The sequence below is a fragment of the Domibacillus sp. F004 genome, assembly GCF_057814295.1.
The window spans coordinates 364,451-376,656 of sequence record NZ_JBVATB010000003.1; the positions used below are offsets into that span (position 1 = coordinate 364,451).

The window sequence follows — 12,206 nt, forward strand, 5'->3', positions numbered from 1 at the left end:
AGAATCGAACGAAATGTCTCCTTTTACAATTTAACCACACTTACACATTTTAAAAGTGTAAGTTTTCATTACCCTCCTTTAAATCGATGGGGAACTGACCCACGCTATATTAACTCACTAAAGAGCTGTTTATTGTCCAAAACCCATGGTCGGCTGTTGGGTATCGGTATTCCAGTTTTGATGCCGTGTTTTTTTGTTGTTTGTTTGCAGGTCTTGGATGACTTTGTCGATGTCGACTTTATTTTCGTAATGCCATTGAAGGGCGATGGACATGTACAATTCATTGAGCTGGGCAATGGATAAGCCGTCTGTTTTTTTGATGAGCCGCTCCGCTTCTTCTTCTAGCATAAACTGGTGAATATTTCTCTTTTTTAAATATTGTCTTCTGGCGTCTGCGTCAGGAAGTTTGATTTCATAAGCACGGTCAAATCGTCCTGCGCGGTTGATTAACGCCGGATCAATTTTCTCCGGGTAATTCGTTGTGCCGATTAAGAAAATGCCTTCTTTGGATACCGCACCGTCCAGTGTGTTTAAGAAAACAGAGCGGGCTTCTTCTGGCATAGAATCAATATCTTCAATCACGAGAATCATCGGCGCCATTTTCAAAATCGTTGTAAATACTTCTTTAATTGAGTAACTTGTTGTGTACTCGGTAATTTGCCAATAGACGACCGGTGCAGATGTACTGCCAGCGATCGATTTCACGAGCGTTGTTTTTCCGTTTCCGGGTGCTCCATAAAGCAAAATGCCACGCTTATACGGAATGTTGTATTTTTTAAAAAAGCTGCCGCTGTGAAGAAAAAATTCATCAATGGAGCGGAAAATTTCTGTTTTTACACCTTCTTCCAACAGCACATCTTCTCGGGACACTTGATGAGTGATTTTCTCCTGAATGCGTTCGACACCATCTTCCGTATCGCTGAAAATATTGACATAGCCTTTCATATACTCTTTTTGACGGGTGTAAATAAAGTCCATAAAAGCGAGAAGTTTAGCATCGTTGGCGGCAAAGATAAAATCTTCTTCATAATCCTCATGACTTTGAAAAATAGGCATCTTGGCGAGCGCTACTTCAAATGCAGGAAAATAAAAAACGGAATTGTTCATAGACGGGCGGATAATAAATTTATTTTCACCTGTGATGGATGAAAAGCTGATCGTCCGGGTTTCAAGGCAGTCGAATACATTCGCAATGAGACGAACGTCATCCGCATCGCGAACGGCGATTTGCTCGACCGTTTCCCATACTTCATCGACGTCTTCCTTCATTACATACATGTGAAAAGAAAGGCCTGTTTCCTTTCCAAGCAAATTTTTTATATGATGAACGGGCACGGCAAAATCATAGTAATGAGGCATCGCTTCCTTAGAAGCTTGCTCGAATTGAATAAGCGGTTGAACGTTTTTCATCGTAACTTCCTTTCTAGAGCCCGGTAATGACCTGAACCCCTACGACTTAATGTGAATCATCTCCTTGAAAATAAAGGAACATCCATTATAACATGCAAAGGGTTCAGCCCCCATCACTTTAAAGGTCCGTTTTCAGTTTTTCTTGATCGTAGCTTGATTGATTCGTAATCTGCATTAAACCAATTCCACCGTCGGATAAAATTACTGCATTCTCATGTGCATCAAACTGCTTCCATCCACCATTTTCCTTCGTCGCCACTGCTTTGACAACTTCTGGTGGAATGTCCGCTTCAAGTGCCGCATTCGTCAAAAGACAATTCACATGCTGAAAAGAAGGATTCACACCTGTTTTCACATCTCCAAACGCCTTACATACGGAAGAAACAGGGGACTCTGCCAACGCCTCACCAGTATTCCTAAGACCCGCTGCGAGAATCGTTAAGAGTCCGATCTTCCCAAAAGATACTTTCACTCTATCATTCTCCTATCCCTCTTCATGTATCTTTCATTAGTAGTTTTCTTTTTGGTCAAAATTCTAAATTAAAAAAAGATTCTTTTCTATAAGGTTCGATTTCGGCAAATGTTGTTTTTACTAAACAATCTCCATGCTTCCCCATATTGTGTCTGGTTTTAAAACAAGCCTAACAAAAAAACACCTTGAAACGGCGATCTAACCGTCTCAAGGTGTTTATATATTTTATAAAGATAAAGTGAAACTTCATTCAGTGGGGGTTTTCTTCATCCCCACTGAATGTTAGTTGAACCAATCGGGCTTTTACGGGCAGTTGATCCCCACTTATCCTTCTTTTCTTTCCGAAGTCTTGAAGTGAAGGTCTTACTGCCCGTTAATGCGGGATAAATCAGATGACTCTGGAACAACTACAGGCTCACCTGCTTTTAATAATACTTTGTTTCTTCCTAATAACAGGCCAAGTAGTAACATAAGCACTCCCGTACCCACTAGAATCCATTCAACTCTTACTATATCTGCCATAGGGCCGAAAATGAGCATCCCTATCGGCATCATAGATGTAGCAATCATCCCAAATACACCAAATATTCTCCCTAAGTAATCACCCTCGACTCGCTCTTGGATTAGTACAGTCGTCGGTGTATTAAAGACTGGCATTGACACTCCGAATATCGCCATGAAGAGTAAATAAGCCCAAAACATTGGCATAATTCCTAATGCAATGGTACAAATCCCCATTATAATACTGGCAAGTGTCATCGTATGCACCTTGTTTGAAAAGCCTCCCCACCAAGCAATAATACCTCCGCCTGCCATCATCCCAATCGAAAAGGCTATTTCAATTGCAGTTAATCGCCATACATCATCACCAAAGCTCCGAGTCACTTGTAATGGAGTTAAAAATGCGGCCGGTGCCATCAAAACAAAAAACAACGCGAAATACAAAAAGAACTTTTTCAAAAAAGCATGGTTATTAATATATGTTAAACCTGCTTTAAAGTCATTAAGATAGCTTGTCGTTTGTACCTCGGATGCCTTTGCATGCACCTGAATTTTTAAGAATACGAGCAAAGTTACGATTGCTATAGCTGCAGTGACCACATCTATAAAGAAAATGATTTCTAATGAAGTCATCGTCAGCAATGCCGCACTCACTATAGGAGAAACGAACATAATAATAGCCTGTATACTTCCGTTAGTTCCGCTTACCTTCGTCAGTTTATCCTCTGGAACAATTTGTGGCAAAATCGCCCCTACTGCTGGACCTTGAATACCTGTTCCTATCGCTCTAATAGCTGACATAGCAAACAGTAGCCATACAGCCTCATATCCCATTAAAAAGACAATTGCCATTACGAGGGTTGCAGCAGCAATCAGTCCGTCTGATAAGATAATGAGTGCCTTTCGATTGTATCGATCTGCCCACACTCCGGCAAAAGGCGATAAAATAAAAGTAGGGATGAATCCACATAATATAAACAGTGTCATCATTATTCCTGATTGTGTAGTAAGTGTTATATGCCACATAATCGCATATTGAACCAGTGAAGAACCAAAAAGTGATATCGTTTGGCTACTTAAAAAGATAATAATATTCTTTTTCCAATTTTCATATTCCGTATTCATCTTCTTCACGACCTGTTCTGTATATTTCCTGTAATGAAAAGTAAATGGTTAAGATCTTTTTTGCTTGAATCGAAAAAGATTAGATAAACTACTATTTTTAGACAACAAAAAAAGAGGGTAGATTCCCCCCTCTTCTCTGATAAACGTAAAATAAAGTTTTCCTAAAGAGACAGACTAATCCCATTTACTCCACACTTAGCAGAGCCCTTGACCCTATTCAATTAACGGTTCAAAGTTTGGATTCTAAGTCTCATAGATGCTGTCAAAAGGAAAACCTCTATTTCTTTAAGTGAATTTCATTTTACCAGAGCTTTTTTTTACTATTCAATAAATACTATTTAGCAGTGTATTTTTTAATAGTTGGGAATATTTCCTTTACTTGATAATAGTATGATTTCTTTTTCTGCAAATAATTTTTTACTCATAAATTCCTCTCCTTTACATTCAAAAATTAAGTTCTCACTTTTCTTTTCAATTGCTTTTACGTCGTGAAATATATACAACCATCAATAATAAACCCGCAATTAGGAAAATAATATATAGTTGATTATTACTCACTGGATTTTTTTCATATAGTTGTTTTTTCATACGCCACAGGAACATCTTTCATTTCCATCTGTTTAGCTACAATATAGCGTTTATAGCCGTCTGTAAGCATCTTGGTCTCTCGGTTAATCCTGATCGGTTCATCTAAGTAGCCTGTCTTTTTTACATAGTCGATCACTAGCTGTGTTTTTTCAGGGTTCGGACGTGAATTTAAAAAGGCTTCAGGTACACTAATCTGTTCAAGTGAAATGAAAGCCTCTGTTCCTTTCGGCTGCACTTCTTCCAGTTCTTTTTTCACTTCTTCTTTCAAAGGTTCTGGCTCCACTTGAACGGGTTCTTTCTGTTTTTGTTTTTCAGGAATAATGGATATTTGAAAGCAGGTAACCCCAATTTCACCTGGACAATCATCTACGGGTACGTCTAATGTCGGTTCTCCTTGCACCATGATTTTTTGGGTTTGGATGTTTTCGTCGGTTAATCCGGCTTTCTTTAACTGTTTCTGATTGATAAATACGGTATATGTAATGTTGGAGCTTTTTGGCAGCCCCTTTGGAGGGCCCGGGGAACCGCTTTCCTCCATGTCGAAGGTAAAGTAAGCTCCTTTTTCACGTAATGGACTCACCGGCTTGCCTGTTACAGTAATTTTATGCGGCATATAATTTCTCCTCTCCTTTTTACATACAACTTTCTATTATTGCTATTGTTTAATAGAAGACAGCATCAGGAAATTGCAGATTTACAGCGATAAGCATTTGGTTACAAGTTTTACGAGACATTATAAAGCTTAATAGAGAAATAATAAGAAGTGGCTCCCCGAACGATGTCATTCCATACAGATGCGCCTTCCCCCTGCATAGTCTTAATTAATCGTATACGTTTGAATCATATGGAATTTGAAAGGAATGTGTAACAAACATACTAGCGTCCTCCTTCCTCGCTTGGTACATTCATCATAGCAGAATACACGTTCTATCCACAAGGGATAAGCGTCGAAAAAACAAAAAGTTCGAACGATTAGCGTACCAAAAGACACGCCTTGTTCGACCTCACTCTCATCTCATCTCATGTCTAAAGAAGATGAGCTTTCTTCACCTAGCCCGCTCGTTATGGTACTTTCGGGGATACTTGGAGAAACAGATGAAATGAAGTTGTCTTTATTTCAAAAAGCAGAGAAAGTAATGGAGCATTATCAAAAGCTATTTATAAAGAATAAGGCAACAATTCAAACGTTGCTTTTTCCAATTGATCTTATCCGGGATTTTGTACGCTAGGAGAACTTCAACCTAAAAAAAGTTGCTTTAGTGCTCTCATGATTTGTGCCTCACTTTATGAATCTTAGGTGTCTTCATCACTTCGGTATTCTAAAATATCTCCAGGCTGACATTCTAATGCCTTACAAATCGCCTCTAAAGTGGATAATCGAATCGCTTTTGCCTTTCCATTTTTCAAGATCGAAAGATTAGCCATCGTTATTCCAACCCTCTCCGAAAGTTCGGTGACGCTCATTTTCCTTTTAGCCAGCATCACATCAATATTGATTATCATTGCCATTGTTTTCACCTCAGACTATTAAGTCATTTTCCGATTTTATATCAATCGCTTCTTGTAAAAGTCTTTGAAGAACAGCAGCGAATACTGCGATTACCATTGAAGCAAAGATGGGGACCATTCCGATTATTATGAGACCTGGTGCATCGTCTAGCTCGGCTACGAGATAAACAAATGGCATCATTACCACATACAAACCACTGATTGTCATTGCACAGAATTTGATATTCTTTAGCGCTTTAACAGACAATTCAGAGAAAGCCTGGTTCTTGTCAATATAGCTTAAAAGTTTAAATGCCTGATACAATGCAACGAAAAACGGTACCGCTGATACATACATACCTATTAAAATGGGATATAGTATATGGGCATAATCTGGATTTACTGGATTATTAGCCAACCAAGGCAACCCAAATATACTCAAAGCAAGAACTGGAGTTCCAATAAGAAAAACAGCCATCCTTAAAAATAGTGTTGACCCTCGTTTCATAAAAAGCACCTCACTTAATGATTTTCAACTTGATTTTAAAACAAGATTTATCGTTTTGCAATAAAAGTTTATTCATTTTAATTATATTATTATTGTTAAAGGAATATTCTCTTAATTTTAGACAAAGATAAAAAGCATTCCTCCTTACAAAGAAATGCTCTATACCTTTAAACGATTCAATTTATAACTTGTTCAACTAACCTCTGTTAGTTTAACAAGAAATTTAACAATATTCTTTAACGGTCCTTTCTCTTACATCAGTTATCGAAACAGACTTTTACTCAACAGTTTCGGTCAAATACGAAATACTAAGTTGCATGCATTCTCTTTCACTATACAAAGCAGGATCGTTATTTCTCACCGAATTTAACAAACGTCATTTCATCTTCAATTAATCCGCAGGCAGCGCATTGAATTCTTTGTTTCGGACCGTTATAAACTGTATGAAAAGGACCTGCTTCACTGGGGCCTTCAAACCGTTCCATAACTTCGCCTGTTTGAGGATCTAATTTGACGGCATAGGCAACCTGTTCGATAATGTTAAATCTTGAACGATTCGTTTTACAGTTTGGACAGCAATATCGAGTACTCATAAGAACCCCCTATAATAGATGATGTCCATTATGATATCCAGAATCCGCATTATTATGAATAAATAAGAGTCCATTGAAGTGTATGAAAAAATGTTCACTAATGCGATTGAAGAAGGAACAATCGAAATGAAAAATCCCCTGTTGGTGCAATATGGAATTACTTTTGCTTTTACTGTGATGAGCCATTCCTATAAGTATTAGTAATGCTCTTTCACAAATCCTTCCCATAAAAAAACGCCGGATAAAATGACGCTCCGACGCTTTTAAAATTGATCATTATAATATGTTGTTCAAATCTTCTTCTATTTTCTCGGGATCTGTTGCCGGTGCATACCGCTCGACGACCTGTCCATTTTTATCGACTAAAAATTTCGTGAAATTCCATTTAATTTTTTTCGATAAAATCCCTTTCTTCTCTGTCGTCAAATGTTTAAATAGCGGGTCTGCATCGTCACCATTCACATCAACTTTCGCAAACATTGGGAACGAAACGCCATAGTTCCGCTGACAAAATGCGGTCGTTTCGTTAATGTCATCAAACTCTTGATTGTTAAATTGATCACACGGAAAACCAAGCACAGTCAGACCTTCCTCTTTATATTTTTCATAAAGTGATTGCAGCCCCCCAAACTGAGGCGTGAATCCACACTTACTCGCCGTATTAACAATGAGCAACGGCTTTCCTTCATATTCTTTCAAAGACAGAACTTCACCATTCGGCTTTTTCACTTCAAACTCATAGACACTTGTCATGTTTAAACATCTCCTCTTCCCCCGTTTACATTTAAGCGTACACGATACAAGTCATAGATGCACTTTGTTTGCATAAGAAAAACCACTCTTACAAAAGTGGCTTCTTTGCATATAAGGGGGATGTTTTGGTCAGCGCTTTTTTCTTTTCAAAAAAGGATTCCGGCCATTCCATCATTCCGTATGCCTCGCATACGGAATCAATGCCGCCTTCTATCCCTTTTCCAACTGTCTCAATGGTCCAGCCCTCTCCCGTTCGGTACACTTCCCCAATCACAACAGCCGTTTCATTTGAAAAATCTTTTTCCAGCTCGTAACAGACAATTTCTTCTTGCGTTTCGTCACTGACAATACGGACAAACGCATCATTTACTATACCAAACGTCTGACCTCGCTCATCGGCCTTATGAATCACAATGGCTACCACTATTTTATGAATCGAAGCAGGCACATACGATAATTGAATGAATAATTGTTCATCATCCCCTGAACCCGCACCATTTTGATTATCATTGGATAAAACAATAGCTCCATCTAACGCCGTTAGCTGATTGTAAAAAACAATCTGCTCTTTCATACAAATGTTATCTGTTTCATCTACTAATAAGGCCACTATATCCAAATCCAAATGGGGTAATGAATCGTCACTAATCGACCAGCCGAGACTAAGCCGGATAGATGTCATCACAGAAGACGGTCTCGTTAACTCTACTTTTTGTCCGTTAACCAGTTTACCCAATATGATTCCTCCTGCCTCCATTTATAGAACTGATCATTCTTTTTCTTACACTGCATATTGCTTAAATTGTACCACACTGCCGATCTCTTTTCGCAAGATACTCATTGTTTTAAATAATTTTCAAATTCATGATTAGACAACGGCTTACTGAATAAAAATCCCTGCCCTTGAATACAGCCATCATCACTTAATACAGCCGCCTGTTCCTGGCTTTCAATCCCTTCGGCAATCACATTTAAGTTTAATGTGCGCGCGATACCCAAAATCGCCTTGACAATTGCCTGACTTTCTTTATTTTTATCAATATCTCGAATAAAAGAAGCATCAATTTTCAACGTATCGACAGGAAGATGTTTAATATAACTGAACGAACTGTAGCCTGTTCCAAAGTCATCGATAGAAATATGGACACCTAACTGTCTAATTTTTTGCAGAATAGCGACTGCATAATCAATATCCGTAAAAATACTTTCCGTAATTTCAAGCTCCAGCCATTCCGGCTCCAATCCCGTATCATTTAAAATCTCTTTTATCTTCTCCACCAAGTTAGGTTGATAAAATTGCCGGGTAGACAAATTAACAGATACTCTTATCGGAGGATATCCCCGATTCTGCCACTCTTTATTTTGCTTGCATCCTTGCCAAAGCACCCATTCTCCCAAAGGAAGGATCAGTCCGGTTTCTTCCGCCACGGGGATAAATTTCCCAGGTGCTATCTTCCCTAACTCTGGATGATTCCAGCGAACAAGCGCTTCCATGCCTGTTAATTTTCCGTTAGAAAGATTCATTTTAGGCTGATAATCAATATAAAATTGCTCTTGTTGTATCGCTTTTTTCAGTTCAATTTCTAATAGAACTCGTTCTAATGATTGTTCTTCCATATCGGGACGGAAGAACAAATACCCATTTCTCCCCTGCTGTTTAACAGTATATAGTGCTTTATCTGCTCGTTTTAATAGTTCACCTACATCCTCCCCGTCTGAGGGGAAAAGAGCGATACCGATACTGCAAGAAAGAGTATATGTCTTTCCTCCAGACTCTATCGGCACTTGGAAACCTTCTTTGATTCTTTGAGCAATGGATTCTACCTCCAGTTTATCCGATATATTTGTCAATAAAATGGTGAATTCATCCCCTCCCATACGAGCAACCAAGTCTGTTGAACGAAGGCACTTTTTCACCCTCTTGGCTGCTTCGATCAGAATAAGATCTCCACTTTCATGTCCGTAAGTATCATTAATATGTTTAAATCGATCAATATCAATGAACATGACGGCTAGTTGCGCGGAAACAGGAGTCGCTTGATAAACTTCTTTATGTAAAAAATCCATAAAGAACCTTCGATTGGGCAATTCAGTTAATGTATCATGGTACGCTAAATGATAAATGGTTTGCTCTGTCTTTTTCCTTTCGGTTATATCCCGCATAACCAGCACTATATTTTTTACATGTCCAACCGGATCAAAAATAGAATTAAACTTTGCTTCCACATTAATACTATTTCCGCTTTTCGTTAGGAGACGAAATTCTAATTGCGAAGATCCTTCTCTTTTTCTAATCATGTCTCCAATAGTGGCAATGACGCCTTCATGATCCTCTTCGCGTACCCAGTGAAGCAAGTGACTGGACTCCATCTCTGCCAAATCGTACCCTAATAAAAGCGTGTGAGAAGGAGATATGTATAATAGATTCCCTTCTTCATCAATAGTTGAAATAAGATCCGACGAATTTTCAGTAATTAACCGATACTTCTCCTCGTTTTTCCTTACCTCTTCTTCCATTTGTTTCCGACTGCTAATATCATTTCGTATCGAGATATATTGATACGGTTTTCCTCTATCATTTAAAAACGGCACAATAGTCGTATGCACCCAATAAAATGATCCATCTTTAGCTCTGTTCCGTATTTCTCCCCGCCAAATCTTTCCTGATCCAATCGTGGCCCACATGTTCTTAAAAAAACTCTGAGAATGGTAACCTGAATTTAAAATTCGATGATCCTGGCCTAATATTTCTGCCAGTTCATATTGAGAAATTTCACAAAATTGTTCATTTGCATAAAGAATAACTCCGCGCTGATCCGTTATAGCCACAATCGATGATCGATCCAAAGCGTACCTATAATCGGCTAATTCCTTCAAAGTATCTCTCATTTTTTCCATGTCCTCATGTCTGAATGATTCAGACAATACAACCGAAAGTTTCTCCATTATTTATCCCCCATGACCTTATATTTGATGGGTCTGTCAGAAAAAACACTTGAATATTCAAAAAAACCGACCTTTAAAACAGCAAGGTCGGTTGAACTACTCGCTCCCAGCCATCCGAAATATCCTCAGATAACTGTTCATCGCTTCCATCATCCATTTATGAAAAGAATATCTTTTCTATAAAAATATACTTTTAATTATAGCTGCCGTAGTATAAAAGTCAATAAACAGTTAGTTAATTATACCTAAGTAATATTACACAAAATTCATTGACGATGAAGCTTCATCAATTTCATCGTCGTCTCTTCTATTTTATCCTCACTTTTAATTGTCTGAATGACTTTCCCTTGTTTCATAAATAAAATAACATCTCCTGTCTCGGCTGCTACATCCATCATATGGGTAGAAAAAACGATAATGGTTCCCTCTTTTTTAATCTCATTAAGAATTTCAACGAATTGGTTTACCCAGTAAGGATCTAACCCATTTGTCGGCTCATCCAGCAATAAAACATTTGGTTTGGCCAAAATGGATTGACCGAATAAAAGACGCTGCCTCATTCCTTTAGACAAGCTTTTGACGATTTCTCGTTTTTTATTACCTAGACCGATCAAATCCATTACTTCATTTATCCGATGTTTTTTTACATTCCGGAAAGATCCATAAAAACGAAGGAATCCTTCAACGGTCATCATTTCCTGTGCATGGAAATCATCAGGCATAAACCCAATTTCAGCTACATATTTCTCACGGTCAGAGGCAATCCTTCTCCCGTTAATTGAAACAGTGCCGCTTGATGGAGAATGAATTCCGGCAATGATTTGCAGCAGTGTACTTTTGCCGGCACCGTTTCCCCCGCATAACACAACACAAGTTCCTGTCGTTGCTTCAAAGGAACATGAATGCAGCGCTGTTTTTTTCTTATACACTTTTGAAACATTCTCCACTTTTAATTCTGTCATCACTTTCTCCTCCATTCCAGCATGTACATGGATAATAATGACATTAGAGCTAAAAATCCCAGTACATATAAAACATAGTAAACGGGGCCAAAAGGAGGAGATAAGAAGGCCACAAGTGAATCATATGATTGTCCAAAAACGGCTCCTCCATCGAGCGAGATGACGAAGAACACTCGAATGAATTCAGCCGGATTCACTAATAAAATCATTTGTAAAAATGGAGCAATCCATGTATAAGGAACGAACCCTAAAATCCCGATTAACATAGTCGGCCAAATCATAATGAAAAAAAACCAAATAATGATTGAAATAGATAAAGCTTGCCATCTCGTTGATACGATACAGCCAATGGTTATACCAAGAACGAGAAATAAAAAAATAAGAGTAATAGAGAAAACGTAAATGGACAAAAGCCATTCACCAGAAAAACCATTTCCACTTATTAAACCGATTGCCAAACTAATGCCGTAACTGAATGTAAACACAATCGCTTGAGCCGTAAACTGGCCGCCTATTTTTCCCAATACGTATGACATCGTAAATAACGGATATGTATTCAACAATCGCCATTGTCCATTTTCCATTTCATTGGCGATTGAAAATGAACCAATAATTAACATAAAAAGCGGAATGATATATAAAGAAACATTCACTACTGTTCCAGTCATATTTGTGTATCCCGTTAAGGATGGGGCACTGCTTTGCAATAAAAATAAGAGTGACCATATCATGATCCATAAAATCAAAAAAGAATAATAGGAGCGCTGTCGAACCGTCATGTACAGTTCAGATTGCCAAATATTCCACACTTTCATTCCTCTTTTCGAAACTTCTTTTAAATATAGAGCAAAAAGGACCTT

General features: G+C 38.2%; 12 protein-coding genes. All 12 read right to left on the bottom strand.

Features of this window, described 5'->3' with window-relative positions; genetic code table 11:
* Positions 1-129: 129 nt before the first annotated feature.
* The 12 genes from ACZYRN_RS10410 to ACZYRN_RS10465 all read right to left on the bottom strand — a co-directional run bounded on the left by ACZYRN_RS10410 (position 130) and on the right by ACZYRN_RS10465 (position 12,155).
* Positions 130-1,410, bottom strand: a complete 1,281-nt coding sequence (locus tag ACZYRN_RS10410; protein WP_488911501.1) for an AAA family ATPase — start codon at positions 1,408-1,410, stop codon at positions 130-132.
* A gap of 118 nt (positions 1,411-1,528) precedes the next feature.
* Positions 1,529-1,882 (bottom strand): hypothetical protein, encoded by a 354-nt coding sequence (locus ACZYRN_RS10415; protein WP_488911502.1) that lies wholly within the window; start codon positions 1,880-1,882, stop codon positions 1,529-1,531.
* A 363-nt stretch (positions 1,883-2,245) separates the two neighbouring features.
* Positions 2,246-3,508 carry an MFS transporter gene (locus ACZYRN_RS10420; protein WP_488911503.1) on the bottom strand — a complete coding sequence of 421 codons (1,263 nt, stop codon included), beginning with the start codon at positions 3,506-3,508 and terminating at the stop codon, positions 2,246-2,248.
* A 568-nt stretch (positions 3,509-4,076) separates the two neighbouring features.
* Positions 4,077-4,709, bottom strand: coding sequence for a ParB N-terminal domain-containing protein (locus ACZYRN_RS10425; RefSeq protein WP_488911504.1), 633 nt, complete (start codon positions 4,707-4,709; stop codon positions 4,077-4,079).
* 680 nt (positions 4,710-5,389) lie between these two features.
* A complete protein-coding gene (locus tag ACZYRN_RS10430; RefSeq protein ID WP_085523668.1) occupies positions 5,390-5,605 on the bottom strand; it encodes a helix-turn-helix domain-containing protein in 216 nt (71 codons plus the stop codon).
* Between the two features lie 10 nt (positions 5,606-5,615).
* Complete coding sequence (locus ACZYRN_RS10435; RefSeq protein ID WP_488911505.1) at positions 5,616-6,092, bottom strand: DUF2975 domain-containing protein; 477 nt, start codon at positions 6,090-6,092, stop codon at positions 5,616-5,618.
* Between the two features lie 350 nt (positions 6,093-6,442).
* Complete coding sequence (locus tag ACZYRN_RS10440) at positions 6,443-6,685, bottom strand: DNA alkylation repair protein (RefSeq protein WP_488911506.1); 243 nt, start codon at positions 6,683-6,685, stop codon at positions 6,443-6,445.
* 276 nt (positions 6,686-6,961) lie between these two features.
* The gene (locus ACZYRN_RS10445; protein WP_488911507.1) at positions 6,962-7,438 is read right to left on the bottom strand and encodes a glutathione peroxidase; all 477 of its coding nucleotides are present in this window, start codon (positions 7,436-7,438) and stop codon (positions 6,962-6,964) included.
* An 88-nt stretch (positions 7,439-7,526) separates the two neighbouring features.
* Positions 7,527-8,174, bottom strand: a complete 648-nt coding sequence (locus tag ACZYRN_RS10450) for a TerD family protein (RefSeq protein ID WP_488911508.1) — start codon at positions 8,172-8,174, stop codon at positions 7,527-7,529.
* Positions 8,175-8,275: 101 nt separating this feature from the next.
* Positions 8,276-10,384, bottom strand: a complete 2,109-nt coding sequence (locus tag ACZYRN_RS10455) for a bifunctional diguanylate cyclase/phosphodiesterase (RefSeq protein ID WP_488911509.1) — start codon at positions 10,382-10,384, stop codon at positions 8,276-8,278.
* Between the two features lie 266 nt (positions 10,385-10,650).
* Complete coding sequence (locus ACZYRN_RS10460; RefSeq protein WP_488911510.1) at positions 10,651-11,346, bottom strand: ABC transporter ATP-binding protein; 696 nt, start codon at positions 11,344-11,346, stop codon at positions 10,651-10,653.
* On the bottom strand, positions 11,346-12,155 hold the full coding sequence (locus ACZYRN_RS10465; protein WP_488911511.1) for an ABC transporter permease: 810 nt from the start codon (positions 12,153-12,155) through the stop codon (positions 11,346-11,348). The genes ACZYRN_RS10460 and ACZYRN_RS10465 overlap by 1 nt, the downstream gene beginning before the upstream one ends.
* Between the last annotated feature and the right edge of the window lie 51 nt (positions 12,156-12,206).

Bases quoted from the DNA above. Each gene is read 5' to 3' on its own strand.
- ACZYRN_RS10410 (WP_488911501.1), bottom strand. From the start codon at position 1,410: ATGAAAAACGTTCAACCGCTTATTCAATTCGAGCAAGCTTCTAAGGAA.
- ACZYRN_RS10420 (WP_488911503.1), bottom strand. From the start codon at position 3,508: ATGAATACGGAATATGAAAATTGGAAAAAGAATATTATTATCTTTTTA.
- ACZYRN_RS10425 (WP_488911504.1), bottom strand. From the start codon at position 4,709: ATGCCGCATAAAATTACTGTAACAGGCAAGCCGGTGAGTCCATTACGT.
- ACZYRN_RS10430 (WP_085523668.1), bottom strand. From the start codon at position 5,605: ATGGCAATGATAATCAATATTGATGTGATGCTGGCTAAAAGGAAAATG.
- ACZYRN_RS10435 (WP_488911505.1), bottom strand. From the start codon at position 6,092: ATGAAACGAGGGTCAACACTATTTTTAAGGATGGCTGTTTTTCTTATT.
- ACZYRN_RS10440 (WP_488911506.1), bottom strand. From the start codon at position 6,685: ATGAGTACTCGATATTGCTGTCCAAACTGTAAAACGAATCGTTCAAGA.
- ACZYRN_RS10445 (WP_488911507.1), bottom strand. From the start codon at position 7,438: ATGACAAGTGTCTATGAGTTTGAAGTGAAAAAGCCGAATGGTGAAGTT.
- ACZYRN_RS10455 (WP_488911509.1), bottom strand. From the start codon at position 10,384: ATGGAGAAACTTTCGGTTGTATTGTCTGAATCATTCAGACATGAGGAC.
- ACZYRN_RS10460 (WP_488911510.1), bottom strand. From the start codon at position 11,346: ATGACAGAATTAAAAGTGGAGAATGTTTCAAAAGTGTATAAGAAAAAA.